This is a genomic window from Pseudomonas sp. S2_H01 (assembly GCF_054668305.1).
On sequence record NZ_CP162756.1, the window covers coordinates 370,020 to 385,617 of the forward strand.

8 protein-coding genes, 2 tRNA genes and 3 rRNA genes are annotated in these 15,598 nt (G+C 56.2%); 5 read left to right on the top strand and 8 right to left on the bottom strand.

The annotated features are described in order from the left end of the window. Positions 1-5 precede the first annotated feature (5 nt). Positions 6-1,019 carry an AraC family transcriptional regulator gene (locus tag AB4N84_RS01690; RefSeq protein WP_460044986.1) on the bottom strand — a complete coding sequence of 338 codons (1,014 nt, stop codon included), beginning with the start codon at positions 1,017-1,019 and terminating at the stop codon, positions 6-8. A gap of 195 nt (positions 1,020-1,214) precedes the next feature. Between AB4N84_RS01690 and AB4N84_RS01695 the strand changes: the two genes are divergently transcribed. Both AB4N84_RS01695 and AB4N84_RS01700 read left to right on the top strand, forming a co-directional pair. Further along, positions 1,215-2,399 (top strand): acetyl-CoA C-acyltransferase family protein, encoded by a 1,185-nt coding sequence (locus AB4N84_RS01695; RefSeq protein ID WP_460044987.1) that lies wholly within the window; start codon positions 1,215-1,217, stop codon positions 2,397-2,399. 14 nt (positions 2,400-2,413) lie between these two features. Continuing rightward, positions 2,414-3,265: a 3-hydroxybutyryl-CoA dehydrogenase gene (locus tag AB4N84_RS01700; protein ID WP_460044988.1), complete on the top strand. Its 852-nt coding sequence runs from the start codon at positions 2,414-2,416 to the stop codon at positions 3,263-3,265. Between the two features lie 240 nt (positions 3,266-3,505). Here the strand turns inward: AB4N84_RS01700 and AB4N84_RS01705 are convergent, their stop codons facing one another. From AB4N84_RS01705 to AB4N84_RS01735, 7 genes are all read right to left on the bottom strand, one after another. Further along, on the bottom strand, positions 3,506-5,887 hold the full coding sequence (locus AB4N84_RS01705) for an efflux RND transporter permease subunit (RefSeq protein WP_074758706.1): 2,382 nt from the start codon (positions 5,885-5,887) through the stop codon (positions 3,506-3,508). A 50-nt stretch (positions 5,888-5,937) separates the two neighbouring features. Next, the gene (locus AB4N84_RS01710) at positions 5,938-7,038 is read right to left on the bottom strand and encodes a WD40/YVTN/BNR-like repeat-containing protein (RefSeq protein ID WP_460044989.1); all 1,101 of its coding nucleotides are present in this window, start codon (positions 7,036-7,038) and stop codon (positions 5,938-5,940) included. Positions 7,039-7,421: 383 nt separating this feature from the next. Continuing rightward, positions 7,422-7,537, bottom strand: a 5S ribosomal RNA gene (rrf, locus tag AB4N84_RS01715). 155 nt (positions 7,538-7,692) lie between these two features. After that, positions 7,693-10,585, bottom strand: a 23S ribosomal RNA gene (locus AB4N84_RS01720). Between the two features lie 248 nt (positions 10,586-10,833). Then, positions 10,834-10,909: transfer RNA gene (locus AB4N84_RS01725), tRNA-Ala, on the bottom strand. Positions 10,910-10,935: 26 nt separating this feature from the next. Next, a tRNA-Ile gene (locus AB4N84_RS01730) sits at positions 10,936-11,012 on the bottom strand. A gap of 64 nt (positions 11,013-11,076) precedes the next feature. Continuing rightward, a 16S ribosomal RNA gene (locus tag AB4N84_RS01735) occupies positions 11,077-12,613 on the bottom strand. The 16S, 23S and 5S rRNA genes sit together here with 2 tRNA genes alongside, the layout of an rRNA operon. A 626-nt stretch (positions 12,614-13,239) precedes the next feature. On the opposite strand from AB4N84_RS01735, the gene rhtA reads away from it, so the two are divergent. From rhtA to AB4N84_RS01750, 3 genes are all read left to right on the top strand, one after another. Further along, the gene (rhtA, locus tag AB4N84_RS01740) at positions 13,240-14,124 is read left to right on the top strand and encodes a threonine/homoserine exporter RhtA (protein ID WP_460044991.1); all 885 of its coding nucleotides are present in this window, start codon (positions 13,240-13,242) and stop codon (positions 14,122-14,124) included. 182 nt (positions 14,125-14,306) lie between these two features. Next, a complete protein-coding gene (locus tag AB4N84_RS01745; RefSeq protein ID WP_074758528.1) occupies positions 14,307-14,597 on the top strand; it encodes a hypothetical protein in 291 nt (96 codons plus the stop codon). Between the two features lie 257 nt (positions 14,598-14,854). After that, positions 14,855-15,595 carry an SDR family oxidoreductase gene (locus AB4N84_RS01750; RefSeq protein ID WP_074758526.1) on the top strand — a complete coding sequence of 247 codons (741 nt, stop codon included), beginning with the start codon at positions 14,855-14,857 and terminating at the stop codon, positions 15,593-15,595. Positions 15,596-15,598: the final 3 nt, after the last annotated feature.

Sequence of the window (15,598 nt, forward strand, 5' to 3'; positions counted from 1 at the left end):
TACCTTCACACTTCGTCGGATCGCGCTCGTCGGTAGGCACCTGGACTCTCACCTGTCCACTTCTTGAACGCCCGGTGAAACGCGCTGGGCTCCTGAAAACCCACCAGCGCCGCGATCTCGACCACGCTCATGTCGGTTTCTCGCAGCTTCTGCTGAGCGATCCCGCGTCGCACGTCATCTTTGATCCCTTGAAAGGCACAGCCCTCGCGTTCAAGCCGACGCCTGAACGTGGTGGGACTGAGTTTCAGTTCATCCGCCATTTCAAGCAATGTCGGCCAATGGCCGTAATGACTGTTTCTCAGACGCTGGTACACCTGCGCCGCCAGCCCTCGCTGATTGCGAAAACGGATGACAAGCCACTGTGGCGCGGTGCGCAGAAAAGACTTCAGCGAAGGCAACGACTGCACCACGGGCAGCCGTAGGTAGTGGCTGGAAAACTCGACCTCGGTGCGCGGCTCGCCAAAGCTCAGGTTGAACCCCCACAGCAATGAGTCGTCGCTCAGCCGGTCACGGCTGTGACGAAACTGCGCACGGTCAATGGTGATACGACGCCCGCCTAACCAGCACAACAGGCTGATCATCAACAGCAGAAAGGTCTCTTCACCGAAGCGCCGTTTGACCGGATCGGTGGCGTGATTGTCGACCGCAATGATCGCGCGCTGTCCACGCACGATCAGGCTGCCGCGAAAGTCGCGCAGGAACAGCCCGAAGTTCGCCAGGCACTGACGCAGGGCTTTTTCCAGGTTGGGCTCCTGAATCAACCCCCGACAAATGAGCGCGAAACTGCCTGGCGGCATGCCATGGGAATCCAGGTCGAAGAATTCGTCGCCAAGCTCCTTGATCTGAACCAGCCACAGCGTCGCAAATGCACTGGCCGGAACCCGCGACTCAGAATCACTGAGCAGCGCCATGTCGATCCCGGCTGCTTCCAGCACCGATTGCAGGCGCAGCGGTTGGTCGCGTAACGCATGAACCACCAACTGGACGAAGTAGATCGACACCGAATCCTTTTCCCGCATGAGCCGCCTTTCCTTTTCTCGTGGTGCGCTCCAAACACGCCAAGGCACCGATGGTAAAGAACGCCAGTCGATCTGGACAGTTTTGGCATAGGCCCGCCTCGAACGCCGATCTAGACTTGCCCGCAAACAGCACCTGGCCGAAATGCCGTTTGTCGGTGCCACCCACAATAAATTCAACAGGTTTCAGGAGTCGACATGAGCAATACCGAAGTTTTCGTCGTCAGCGCACTGCGTACCGCCATCGGTGGATTCGGCGGGTCTCTCAAGGACGTCTCGCCCATCGAGCTGGGCACCCAGGTCAGCCGCGCCGCCCTGGCGAAAGCGGGCCTGGCCGCTGAGCACATTGGGCATGTGGTCATGGGGCACGTGATTCCGACCGAAGTGCGCGATGCCTATCTGTCTCGGGTCATTGCCCTGGAAGCCGGCCTGACCAAAGAAACGCCGGCTATGAACGTCAACCGTCTGTGCGGCTCCGGCCTGCAGGCCATTGTCTCGGCCGCACAGTCGCTGATGCTCGGCGATGCCCAGGCCGTACTGGCCGGTGGCGCGGAGTCCATGAGCCGTGGCGCCTACATCATGCCCCAGGCCCGTTGGGGCGCGCGCATGGGCAACGTGCAGGCGTATGACTACATGCTCGGCGCGCTGCATGATCCGTTCGCCAACATCCACATGGGCATCACGGCGGAGAACATCGCCGAGCACTACGGCATCACGCGCGCCGATCAGGATGCGCTGGCGCTGACCAGTCAACAACGCGCCGCCCGCGCCATCGCCGAAGGCCGATTCGAAGGCCAGATCGTCCCGATTGAAATCGCCACCCGCAAAGGTACCGTGACCTTCGCACAGGACGAACACGTACGCGGCGACGTCACCGCCGAGCAGCTGGAAAAAATGAAAACCGCGTTCAAAAAAGAGGGCACCGTCACGGCAGGCAATGCCTCGGGCCTGAACGACGGGGCGGCGGCGCTGGTCATGGCAAACGGCGACATGGTGCGTGAGCACGGCCTTAAGCCCATGGCGCGTCTGGTCGCTTACGCCCATGCCGGCGTCGAGCCGTCGATGATGGGATTGGGTCCGATTCCGGCGAGCCGCAAAGTGCTGGAACGCGCAGGGCTGACCGTCGCCGATCTGGACGTGATCGAGTCCAACGAAGCCTTCGCCGCGCAAGCCTGCGCCGTGGCCCGTGAGCTCGGCTTCGACCCGGAAAAGGTCAACCCGAACGGCTCGGGCATCTCCCTCGGGCACCCGGTGGGCGCTACCGGCGCGATCATCGCCACCAAAGCCATCCACGAGCTGCACCGTATCGGCGGCCGTTATGCGCTGGTGACCATGTGCATCGGCGGCGGTCAGGGCATCGCCGTCATCTTCGAACGCGTGTGAAAGGAGAGATTTCCATGACCATGCATCACATTGCCGTGATCGGCGCCGGCACCATGGGCAACGGCATCGCCCAGGTGTGCGCGATTGCCGGCTTCGACGTCACGCTGCTGGACATCAACGACGCCGCGCTTGAGCGAGGCTTGGCGACCGTGCGCAAAAACCTGGAACGCCAGGTGAACAAGCACACGCTGACGGCCGAACTGGCAGAAGATGCCTTGGGCCGCATCCGATGCACCACAGACTATGCGCTGCTCAGCGACGCACAGGTCGTGATCGAAGCCGCCACCGAGAACCTCGACCTCAAGCTGCGCCTGCTCAAGCAGATTGCCGAGAACGTCGGTACAGACTGCGTGATCGCGTCCAACACCTCATCGTTATCAATCACCGAGCTGGCGGCCAGTGTCGACCGCCCGGAGCGTTTCATCGGTCTGCACTTCTTCAATCCGGTGCCGATGATGGGCCTGATTGAAGTGATTCGCGGCCTGCAAACCGCTGATGAAACGCATCTGGTAGCGATCAAGCTGGCCGAGCGACTGAACAAGACCGCTATCACGGCCGGCAACCGTCCAGGCTTCGTGGTCAACCGGATCCTCGTCCCGATGATCAACGAAGCGATCCTGGTATTGCAGGAAGGGCTGGCGACTGCGCAAGACATCGATGACGGCATGCGATTGGGTTGCAACCAGCCCATCGGGCCGTTGGCGCTGGCGGATCTGATCGGCCTGGACACGTTGCTGGCGATCATCGAAGCCTTTCATGATGGCTTCAACGACAGCAAATACCGCCCTGCTCCACTGCTCAAAGAGATGGTTGCCGCGGGTTATCTGGGACGCAAAACCGGGCGTGGGTTCTTTGTCTATAACTGATAAACCCGGCCTCAGTTGGCACTCCTGCCAAGACCCACACAGGACTGCGGCAATCAATCCTCTAGTGCCGAGCATCTAACCTATAGGAGCGCGCTTGCCCGCGATTGCATTGTTTCAGTCTCCGGATTTGAAGCTGACACTCCGCAATCGCGGGCAGGCGCGCTCCTACAAGTCTCGTGTTTTACCTATAAAAAAACCGCAGCCCTTCAACAGGCTGCGGTTTTTTATTTCATCCGCCGATCAGTGTGAGAACAGCGAATTGCCCACCTTGCCAGCCATCTTCTCCGGCTTGATCAGGAACCGTGCGAGCGCTGGCAACAACCACAACGCACCGAACATGTTCCACAACAGCATGAACGTCAGCATCAGGCCCATGTCCGCCTGAAACTTGATCGCGGAGAAGATCCACGTGCAAACGCCGATGGCCAGGCACAAACCGGTGAAAAGTACCGCTTTGCCCGTGGATTTCAATGTTTCGTAATAGGCTTCCTGCAACGGCAACCCGGCACGTAAGAAGCTTTCCAGGCGGCTATAGATGTAGATGCCGTAATCGACGCCGATGCCCACGCCCAAGGCCACCACAGGCAACGTCGCGACTTTCACGCCAATCCCCATGAACGCCATCAGCGCGTTACCGAGTACCGACGTCAGCACCAAGGGCAGCACAATACACAGCGTGGCCGCCCACGAGCGGAAGGTGATCATGCACATCACCGCGACGCAGATGTAGACCAGAATCAGAATGGTCAACTCTGCCTGTTTGATGACTTCGTTGGTCGCCGCCTCAATCCCGGCGTTACCCGCAGCCAGCAGGAATTCCAGGCCTTGCTTGTTGTTGACCTTTGCAAACTCCTGAACGGCATGCACCGCGCGATCGAGGGTTTCGGCCTTGTGATCGTTGAGGAAGATCAGCAACGGTGCCAACGAGCAGGTGTTGTTATAGAGACCATCGGCACGAGAGATCGAGCTGTTGAGCACATCCTTGTTGCGCGACAGCGACTCCCACTTCAGATTGCCCTCGTTCATGCCCTTGATCACTTGCTTGGACACCGTGACCAGGGATATCGCCGATTGCACGCCGGGCGTGTTTTCCATTTTCCAGGACAACTCGTTGATGGCCGACAACGTCTGATAGGCCGAGCACCCCTCAGGCGGCGTCTTGACCATGACCACCAGCACGTCGGAACTGGTCGAGTAGTTGCTGATGATGAAGTTGTTGTCCTGGTTATAGCGAGAGTCCGGCCGCAGCTCCGGTGCCCCTTGGTCGAGGTCACCGATTTTCAGGTTGTGGCCGTACCAGAGGCCTCCGGCCAGCGCGAGCAAGGCCAGCACTACGGACACGCGCGCCACTTTTGGCGCCGCGAAGTTCGACAGCAGGCGCCAGAACGGGTGCTCGCGGACCGCATCTTCTTTACTGCGTACCACTGCCCTTTTACTGATACCCGCGTAAGAAATCGCCACGGGCAGCAGGATCAGGTTGGTGAACACGATCACCGCAACGCCGATGGAAGCGCCGATCGCCAGCTCGCGGATCACACCGATGTCGATGATCAGCAGCGTGATGAAACCGACCGCGTCCGCCAGAATTGCAATCATTCCCGGCAGAAAGAGCTGACGGAACGTCCGGCGTGCAGCCATCAATGCGTTCTCTGCGTCGCTGGACTGCAACGCGATACCGTTGATCTTCTGCACGCCATGGGATATCCCGATCGCGAAGATCAGAAACGGAACCAGCATCGAGTAAGGATCCAGGCCGAAACCCACCACGTGCATCAAGCCCAATTGCCAGATCACCGCGATCAGCGTCGTGCTCAATACCGCCACGGTGCTGCGCGTACAGCGGGTGAACCACATCAGCAGCACCAGGGTAATCAGGAAGGCGACACCGAAGAACATCACGACCATGATCAGGCCGTCGATCAGGTCGCCCACCTTCTTGGCGAAACCTACGATGTGGATTTCGACGTTAGGGTTCTGTGCCTCATATTTGTCGCGGATCTTCTCTTCCAACTGGTGGGAGAACTGCCGGTAATCCAGCGGCAGCAATTTCCCCTGGTCGGCGGGGTCCGGGTAGAACTCCTGCAACGGTACGTCGATGATGCTGGACTTGAAATTATTGGCGACCAGACGCCCGACCTGACCGGACTTCAGAACGTTGTTTCGCAGCTTGTCGAGGCTTTCCTGCGACCCGTCGTAACTCTGTGGGATGACTTCACCGCCGGCGAACCCTTCTTCGGTTACCTCCGTCCAGCGCACGCTTGGACTCCACAACGACTTCAGGCCCGAGCGGTCGACACCGGAGATATAAAAGACCTCATCGTTGATCTGACGCAATGTTTCCATGTATTCCTTGGAGAAGATGTCGCCCTGCTTGGCTTCGACCGAAATTCGCACGGTGTTGCCCAGGTTCGCCAGATCATTGCGGTGCTCCATCATGTTCTGGATGAACGGGTGGCTCAGCGGGATCATCTTCTCGAAGCTGGTGGAGGGACGTACCAACGTCGCCTGCCAGAACAGGACGATGCTGACGAGCAGGCAAATGCCGATCACGGTCGGACGGTTGTTGAAGATCAACCGCTCCAGCAGCGTCGGTTTATCGTGAGGGTGTTGAAGGTTTGTCATGCGAAAGCGTCCTGGCCTGGTCAGTTCTTATTGTTGAGCGCAATCAGCTCTTACTGCTGAGTGACATCTGCGCCCGTTGGCGAGGTGACGTGAACGCCACCCTGTCCTACCAGAATCAAAGTGCCCTTGTCGCCCTCCGCGACACCCGCGAGCGAGAGCCGGTCCGAACGATTGGAGACCGTAAAGCTTTCTCCGTCATCGGTGCTGCGCATGACACTGCCTCCGTTGCCTACTAGCACAATGGAGTTGTCGGGTAGCAGAGAGGCATTTGCAATACTGAACTCCAGCGGCCCACGCTCCCCCTGCAAGGAAACCGCCTCCCAGTTGCTGCCGAAATCGGTAGAGCGGAACAGGTTGCCGCGCAACCCGTAGGCCAGCAGCGAGTTGGGCTGCGCTGTACCTATTACGCCGAACAGCGAGCCTTGATAAGGGCCCTCAAGCTTTTCCCACGTCTGGCCGTCGTCGGCCGAACGGAACATGCTGCCCATTTCACCCACGATGAACAGGCCGGCATCTTTCACGTAAGCAATGCCGTTAAGGTGAAATTGATCTTCGTTGTCCAGACGCTCACCGATGTCTTCCCAATGCTGACCGCCGTCGGCGGTTTCCAGCATCGCTCCGTACGCCCCCACAGCAATGCCGGTGGACGAATCCTTGAACCAGACATCCAGCAACGGCGCTTCACGCTTGAGGTCCTCGAACTGTTTCTTCCAGGTTGCACCACCGTCGGCGCTGGCCAGAATCTGCGCATCGTGACCGACCGCCCAGCCATGCTGGTCGTCGACGAAGTACACGGCAGTAAGCAGTTGGCGGGTCGGCACGCTGGCCTGAGTCCAGGTTTTACCTTGGTCGTCGGAATAGAGAATGTGCCCACGATCCCCCACGACGACCATGCGCTTGCCAGCATGGGTGACGTCCAGCAAAAGGCTACGGGAGGCTTTCGCAGATTCGAGCGCGAAGACAGCTGCATCGCCGGCATTGCCTTGGGCATCGGCCGGGGTACTGTCAGCCGCTAAAGCGGTGCCGTACAAGGTCATGGAGATGAGCAGCGCCACCACAACGTGCAGAGGCTTGCTCGTGTAAAACGTCCGGGAACCGTCATTGCCATGAATGACCGCGGACCGAGTGCGCCGAATGACTGGCTCACGCATGGAGCTTCCCCTTCCTTTATTTTTATTAGGTTCTCCTGGGGGCCAGTGCAGGAGCAGCGAGCGCTCTAGCCTGCGTCAGACGTGGCCTTACCGAAGCGAACCCATCCTATCCAGCTTTAGAAACGTATGACAATCGACATGACGTTATCTTTTGTTAAGCAACGACATGGTGATTAGAGCCCTATCACTCCGGTTGATTGGCAACTCTAGACGCTGGGGTAGGCTGAGGGTCGACATACAAGCAATGAGCCATCTTTGGATAGAGGCACGGCGTTGATACTGGGATGAGCTGACGCTGGCGTAAGACGGCAAGCTTTGCGCGAGTTTCCCGGGCGCAAAAACAAAACCCCATCTGCTTTCGCAAATGGGGTTTTGGAATTTAATCTTGACGATGACCTACTCTCACATGGGGAAACCCCACACTACCATCGGCGATGCATCGTTTCACTGCTGAGTTCGGGATGGGATCAGGTGGTTCCAACGCTCTATGGTCGTCAAGAAATTCGGGTACTGACTCGTGACCGTATGGCCTCGCTTCAGCAAATCGGGTATGTGATCAGGTGTCTTGCCTGTGTCCTGCAAACTTTCGGTGCGTGTCGTCTTCACAGTCACCGCAATCTGTGCTCATCGAGTCGCAGATTGCTTGGGTGTTATATGGTCAAGCCTCACGGGCAATTAGTATTGGTTAGCTCAACGCCTCACAGCGCTTACACACCCAACCTATCAACGTCGTAGTCTTCGACGGCCCTTCAGGGAACTCAAGGTTCCAGTGAGATCTCATCTTGAGGCAAGTTTCCCGCTTAGATGCTTTCAGCGGTTATCTTTTCCGAACATAGCTACCCGGCAATGCCACTGGCGTGACAACCGGAACACCAGAGGTTCGTCCACTCCGGTCCTCTCGTACTAGGAGCAGCCCCTCTCAAATCTCAAACGTCCACGGCAGATAGGGACCGAACTGTCTCACGACGTTCTAAACCCAGCTCGCGTACCACTTTAAATGGCGAACAGCCATACCCTTGGGACCGGCTTCAGCCCCAGGATGTGATGAGCCGACATCGAGGTGCCAAACACCGCCGTCGATATGAACTCTTGGGCGGTATCAGCCTGTTATCCCCGGAGTACCTTTTATCCGTTGAGCGATGGCCCTTCCATACAGAACCACCGGATCACTAAGACCTACTTTCGTACCTGCTCGACGTGTCTGTCTCGCAGTCAAGCGCGCTTTTGCCTTTATACTCTACGACCGATTTCCGACCGGTCTGAGCGCACCTTCGTACTCCTCCGTTACTCTTTAGGAGGAGACCGCCCCAGTCAAACTACCCACCATACACTGTCCTCGATCCGGATAACGGACCTGAGTTAGAACCTCAAAGTTGCCAGGGTGGTATTTCAAGGATGGCTCCACGCGAACTGGCGTCCACGCTTCAAAGCCTCCCACCTATCCTACACAAGCAAATTCAAAGTCCAGTGCAAAGCTATAGTAAAGGTTCACGGGGTCTTTCCGTCTAGCCGCGGATACACTGCATCTTCACAGCGATTTCAATTTCACTGAGTCTCGGGTGGAGACAGCGCCGCCATCGTTACGCCATTCGTGCAGGTCGGAACTTACCCGACAAGGAATTTCGCTACCTTAGGACCGTTATAGTTACGGCCGCCGTTTACCGGGGCTTCGATCAAGAGCTTCGCGTTAGCTAACCCCATCAATTAACCTTCCGGCACCGGGCAGGCGTCACACCCTATACGTCCACTTTCGTGTTTGCAGAGTGCTGTGTTTTTAATAAACAGTCGCAGCGGCCTGGTATCTTCGACCGGCATGAGCTTACGGAGCAAGTCCTTCACCCTCACCGGCGCACCTTCTCCCGAAGTTACGGTGCCATTTTGCCTAGTTCCTTCACCCGAGTTCTCTCAAGCGCCTTGGTATTCTCTACCCAACCACCTGTGTCGGTTTGGGGTACGGTTCCTGGTTACCTGAAGCTTAGAAGCTTTTCTTGGAAGCATGGCATCAACCACTTCGTGTTCTAAAGAACACTCGTCATCAGCTCTCGGCCTTAGAATCCCGGATTTACCTAAGATTCCAGCCTACCACCTTAAACCTGGACAACCAACGCCAGGCTGGCCTAGCCTTCTCCGTCCCTCCATCGCAATAACCAGAAGTACAGGAATATTAACCTGTTTTCCATCGACTACGCTTTTCAGCCTCGCCTTAGGGACCGACTAACCCTGCGTCGATTAACGTTGCGCAGGAAACCTTGGTCTTTCGGCGTGGGTGTTTTTCACACCCATTGTCGTTACTCATGTCAGCATTCGCACTTCTGATACCTCCAGCAAGCTTCTCAACTCACCTTCACAGGCTTACAGAACGCTCCTCTACCGCATCATCAAAAGATGATACCCGTAGCTTCGGTGCATGGTTTGAGCCCCGTTACATCTTCCGCGCAGGCCGACTCGACTAGTGAGCTATTACGCTTTCTTTAAAGGGTGGCTGCTTCTAAGCCAACCTCCTAGCTGTCTAAGCCTTCCCACATCGTTTCCCACTTAACCATGACTTTGGGACCTTAGCTGACGGTCTGGGTTGTTTCCCTTTTCACGACGGACGTTAGCACCCGCCGTGTGTCTCCCATGCTCGGCACTTGTAGGTATTCGGAGTTTGCATCGGTTTGGTAAGTCGGGATGACCCCCTAGCCGAAACAGTGCTCTACCCCCTACAGTGATACATGAGGCGCTACCTAAATAGCTTTCGAGGAGAACCAGCTATCTCCGAGCTTGATTAGCCTTTCACTCCGATCCACAGGTCATCCGCTAACTTTTCAACGGTAGTCGGTTCGGTCCTCCAGTCAGTGTTACCTAACCTTCAACCTGCCCATGGATAGATCGCCCGGTTTCGGGTCTATTCCCAGCGACTAGACGCCCTATTAAGACTCGCTTTCGCTACGCCTCCCCTATTCGGTTAAGCTCGCCACTGAAAATAAGTCGCTGACCCATTATACAAAAGGTACGCAGTCACCCAACAAAGTGGGCTCCCACTGCTTGTACGCATACGGTTTCAGGATCTATTTCACTCCGCTCTCCGCGGTTCTTTTCGCCTTTCCCTCACGGTACTGGTTCACTATCGGTCAGTCAGTAGTATTTAGCCTTGGAGGATGGTCCCCCCATGTTCAGACAAGGTTTCTCGTGCCCCGTCCTACTCGATTTCATTGACAAGAGATTTTCGCGTACAGGGCTATCACCCACTATGGCCGCACTTTCCAGAGCGTTCCGCTAATCTCAAATCAACTTAAGGGCTGGTCCCCGTTCGCTCGCCACTACTAAGGGAATCTCGGTTGATTTCTTTTCCTCAGGGTACTTAGATGTTTCAGTTCCCCTGGTTCGCCTCTTACGCCTATGTATTCAGCGTAAGATAACTGTCTTATGACAGCTGGGTTCCCCCATTCAGACATCTCCGGATCACAGTCTGTTTGCCGACTCCCCGAAGCTTTTCGCAGGCTACCACGTCTTTCATCGCCTCTGACTGCCAAGGCATCCACCGTATGCGCTTCTTCACTTGACCATATAACCCCAAGCAATCTGGTTATACTGTGAAGACGACATTCGCCGAAAGTTTGCATTTCACAAACTTTACCTTAGCCTGAATGAACACCAGTGAAAGTGCCATCCAGTCTATCTTTCTATCACATACCCAAATTTTTAAAGAACGATTCTGACAAAGATCAGAAATCAACATTTAGCCTTCAACCGAAGGAAATGCTCATTTCTAAGCTTTCGCGGACAACTGCCTGTACCCAACTACTGCGGTAATGGTGGAGCCAAGCGGGATCGAACCGCTGACCTCCTGCGTGCAAGGCAGGCGCTCTCCCAGCTGAGCTATGGCCCCGTATCGCTACAGGGTGCACCGGTAATTGGTGGGTCTGGGCAGATTCGAACTGCCGACCTCACCCTTATCAGGGGTGCGCTCTAACCAACTGAGCTACAGACCCAATCGTCTTCTTCAATGAATCAAGCAATTCGTGTGGGAACTTGCGAAGAAGCTGAGTCTTCGATTAAGGAGGTGATCCAGCCGCAGGTTCCCCTACGGCTACCTTGTTACGACTTCACCCCAGTCATGAATCACACCGTGGTAACCGTCCCCCCGAAGGTTAGACTAGCTACTTCTGGTGCAACCCACTCCCATGGTGTGACGGGCGGTGTGTACAAGGCCCGGGAACGTATTCACCGCGACATTCTGATTCGCGATTACTAGCGATTCCGACTTCACGCAGTCGAGTTGCAGACTGCGATCCGGACTACGATCGGTTTTGTGGGATTAGCTCCACCTCGCGGCTTGGCAACCCTCTGTACCGACCATTGTAGCACGTGTGTAGCCCAGGCCGTAAGGGCCATGATGACTTGACGTCATCCCCACCTTCCTCCGGTTTGTCACCGGCAGTCTCCTTAGAGTGCCCACCATAACGTGCTGGTAACTAAGGACAAGGGTTGCGCTCGTTACGGGACTTAACCCAACATCTCACGACACGAGCTGACGACAGCCATGCAGCACCTGTCTCAATGTTCCCGAAGGCACCCATCCATCTCTGGAAAGTTCATTGGATGTCAAGGCCTGGTAAGGTTCTTCGCGTTGCTTCGAATTAAACCACATGCTCCACCGCTTGTGCGGGCCCCCGTCAATTCATTTGAGTTTTAACCTTGCGGCCGTACTCCCCAGGCGGTCAACTTAATGCGTTAGCTGCGCCACTAAGAGTTCAAGACTCCCAACGGCTAGTTGACATCGTTTACGGCGTGGACTACCAGGGTATCTAATCCTGTTTGCTCCCCACGCTTTCGCACCTCAGTGTCAGTATGAGCCCAGGTGGTCGCCTTCGCCACTGGTGTTCCTTCCTATATCTACGCATTTCACCGCTACACAGGAAATTCCACCACCCTCTGCCCTACTCTAGCTTGCCAGTTTTGGATGCAGTTCCCAGGTTGAGCCCGGGGATTTCACATTCAACTTAACAAACCACCTACGCGCGCTTTACGCCCAGTAATTCCGATTAACGCTTGCACCCTCTGTATTACCGCGGCTGCTGGCACAGAGTTAGCCGGTGCTTATTCTGTCGGTAACGTCAAAACACTAACGTATTAGGTTAATGCCCTTCCTCCCAACTTAAAGTGCTTTACAATCCGAAGACCTTCTTCACACACGCGGCATGGCTGGATCAGGCTTTCGCCCATTGTCCAATATTCCCCACTGCTGCCTCCCGTAGGAGTCTGGACCGTGTCTCAGTTCCAGTGTGACTGATCATCCTCTCAGACCAGTTACGGATCGTCGCCTTGGTGAGCCATTACCTCACCAACTAGCTAATCCGACCTAGGCTCATCTGATAGCGTGAGGTCCGAAGATCCCCCACTTTCTCCCGTAGGACGTATGCGGTATTAGCGTCCCTTTCGAGACGTTGTCCCCCACTACCAGGCAGATTCCTAGGCATTACTCACCCGTCCGCCGCTGAATCAGGGAGCAAGCTCCCTTCATCCGCTCGACTTGCATGTGTTAGGCCTGCCGCCAGCGTTCAATCTGAGCCATGATCAAACTCTTCAGTTCAATACTGCAATTAGGTTTTGAGAAAACCTTATAAACTTGGCTCAGCAATCGTTGGTTAAACCATGATTTCTCGTGGAGCAACATGCGATGCTGATAATCAGTTGACTTCAGTCTTACAGCGCAAGCACCCACACGAATTGCTTGATTCAATTGTTAAAGAGCGGTTGGTTAAGACCTTTTCGTCTCAACCGAGGCGCGCATTCTACAGCACCCTCTGTATCTGTCAAGCGGTTATTTTAAGAAGTTTTCAAAGTTTCCTTTTCAACTTCAACCACTTGCGCTTCGTTCGACTTACCGTCTCACGTCAGCGGGAGGCGAATTCTACAGCGTTACAATCTGCTGTCAACTCCTTTCTCACCGCTGTCGATTCAAGCATCTGAACCGAAGCGCTTCCTCGCTGCTTACTTCGTCCAACTCGTTGATTATCAAGGAGTTTTCCGTTTCGTCTGCGCCGGAAGTGGGGCGAATTATAGAGACATTCAGAGGGGCGTCAACACTTAATTTCACTTTCGGCAAATTCAGCTTAAAACAGGAACGTTGAGCAATATATTGCTCAGAAAGCCGTTCTTGAGCATCATGGCGGCCTTTGTTCCTGACTCTCACCGCCTGCGGATCCTTATAAAGCAATGAACGTAAAACAAAGCAGCCTGATTTCGGCCCTCCTTCCCGTTGGCATGCTGTTAATCGCCATGGCGTCAGTACAGACAGGCGCCTCCTTGGCAAAGTCACTCTTCCCGGCCGTAGGCGCTCAAGGCACCACGACCTTGCGCCTTATCTTCGCCAGCCTTCTCATGCTCTTGATCCTTCGCCCCTGGCGTACGACTTTCACGGCCAGCTCCCTGCGCACGGTGCTTATATATGGCATCGCCTTGGGCGGGATGAACTTCCTCTTCTATATGGCGATCCGCACCATCCCTCTCGGCGTCGGCGTGGCGCTGGAGTTCACCGGGCCGCTGGCCGTCGCCCTGTTCCACTCACGCAAGATCACCGACTTCATCTGGATCGTACTCGCAGTGACAGGGTTGGCATTGCTGATCCCCACGGGTCAGGCGCACAGCCTTGACCTGACCGGCGCCTTATATGCACTAGGTGCCGGAGTGTGTTGGGCCGGGTACATCCTGTTTGGACAGAAGGCAGGGGCCGATCACGGCGTCCAGACGGCAGCACTCGGTGTAGTGATCGCGGCGGTCTTCATCGCGCCTATCGGCATTGCACATGCGGGCGGCGCCTTGCTCGACCCCTCTCTCATTCCTGTGGCGATCGGGGTGGCCATCCTCTCTACAGCGTTACCCTATACCTTGGAGATGGTTGCACTGACTCGCATGCCGGTTCGCACGTTCGGCACACTCATGAGCATGGAACCCGCGGTGGGGGCGGTCTCAGGTTTACTGTTTCTGCACGAAAGCCTGACGCTGACCCAATGGTTGGCCATCGGCGCGATTATCGTAGCGTCTGCAGGCGCTACGCTGACGACGCGACCGGAACCCGCCGCTCTGATGCCCTCGGACTGATTGCTTTTTTCCGTTCGTTACACGATGTCACTAGCATTTGTAACGCTGTTGCGCCATGTTTACGCCCAAGCCCTCCTCCATTGCGGAGAACCACCCGGACGGGCATGACTGTTGGCTTCAGGCAAGCGAGCGAATTCAAGGCTAGAGACTGAGCGGATGACTCCGGTCAGGTAAGGAAGTGAATGAAGTACATTTTAATAATAATGGCAGTGCTGACCGTCGCCGGGTGCGCGGCCAACGCCAAGCCAGTCATGAGCAAACGAGGCCTGCATATCAATTGCTCCGGACTCTCGTCTTCTTGGGACAAATGCTACGAAATGGCGACCGAGTCCTGTGAGTCGAAGCAGTATCGGGTCATTGCCAAATCAGGGGACTCCGCAGAAGATCCCGGTGATTTCCCATTGGGGCTGAATCCCGCCGGCTATACCAGCCGCAGCATGATCATCATCTGCAAGAAACCGCAGAAGCCTTAATCCCGCGTCCTCAGTCCGTTGCTTCTGCCGACACAGCAGAACAACGGCTGGATTGTTGTGCCTATCGCCTATCCCCTTCCTGCACACACAGAGCCGCTTACCCCCTCCCTTGTCCAGCCGGCGTCTGCGGCCGAGTTCCCGATGCCTGCAGACCAAGGCTGAATCATCACATGCATTAGCCGGTTCACCCCGTGGACGCCTGAGACCCCATAGCCTAACGTCCTTCAAGCAAACGACCGCTTGAACAAGGAAATGCAATGACCGTCGATACGAACAAGAAAAAGGTGGTTCTGGTCATCGGTGCAGGCGATGCGACGGGAGGAGCGATTGCCAGACGCTTCGCCCGAGAAGGCTATGTGGCGTGTGTCACTCGGCGCAGCGCCGACAAGCTGCAGCCGCTGGTGGACAGCATTCGGCAGGCAGGCGGCGAGGCGCACGGGTTCGCCTCGGACGCCCGCAAAGAGGAGGATGTCGTCGCCCTGATCGAAGAGATCGAGAATGACATCGGGCCCATCGAGGCCTTTGTGTTCAACATCGGCGCCAATGTGCCTTGCAGCATTCTGGAAGAAACCGCACGAAAATATTTCAAGATCTGGGAAATGGCCTGCTTCTCGGGCTTTTTGAATGCTCGCGAAGTGGCCATTCGAATGGCCAGCAGAAAACGCGGCACGATTCTTTTCACCGGTGCCACCGCCGGCCTTCGAGGCGCATCACACTTCGCAGCCTTCGCAGGCGCCAAACATGGCATTCGCGCGCTCGCTCAGAGCATGGCGCGTGAACTCGGACCCATGAACATTCATGTGGCGCATGTCGTGGTCGATGGCGCGATCGACACGGACTTCATCCGCACCCAATTCCCGGAGCGTTACGCGCTCAAGTCTGAGGACGGCATTCTCGACCCCGAACACATCGCCGAAAACTATTGGTACCTGCACCGTCAGCCGCGCGACGCCTGGACCTTTGAACTGGACCTGCGGCCATGGAATGAGCGCTGGTGAGAG

What these genes read in the sequence shown, in the direction of transcription:
- AB4N84_RS01700 (WP_460044988.1), top strand. Translation starts at nt 2,414, where the DNA reads ATGACCATGCATCACATTGCCGTGATCGGCGCCGGCACCATGGGCAAC.
- AB4N84_RS01705 (WP_074758706.1), bottom strand. Translation starts at nt 5,887, where the DNA reads ATGACAAACCTTCAACACCCTCACGATAAACCGACGCTGCTGGAGCGG.
- rhtA (WP_460044991.1), top strand. Translation starts at nt 13,240, where the DNA reads ATGAACGTAAAACAAAGCAGCCTGATTTCGGCCCTCCTTCCCGTTGGC.
- AB4N84_RS01695 (WP_460044987.1), top strand. Translation starts at nt 1,215, where the DNA reads ATGAGCAATACCGAAGTTTTCGTCGTCAGCGCACTGCGTACCGCCATC.
- AB4N84_RS01690 (WP_460044986.1), bottom strand. Translation starts at nt 1,019, where the DNA reads ATGCGGGAAAAGGATTCGGTGTCGATCTACTTCGTCCAGTTGGTGGTT.
- AB4N84_RS01710 (WP_460044989.1), bottom strand. Translation starts at nt 7,038, where the DNA reads ATGCGTGAGCCAGTCATTCGGCGCACTCGGTCCGCGGTCATTCATGGC.
- AB4N84_RS01745 (WP_074758528.1), top strand. Translation starts at nt 14,307, where the DNA reads ATGAAGTACATTTTAATAATAATGGCAGTGCTGACCGTCGCCGGGTGC.
- AB4N84_RS01750 (WP_074758526.1), top strand. Translation starts at nt 14,855, where the DNA reads ATGACCGTCGATACGAACAAGAAAAAGGTGGTTCTGGTCATCGGTGCA.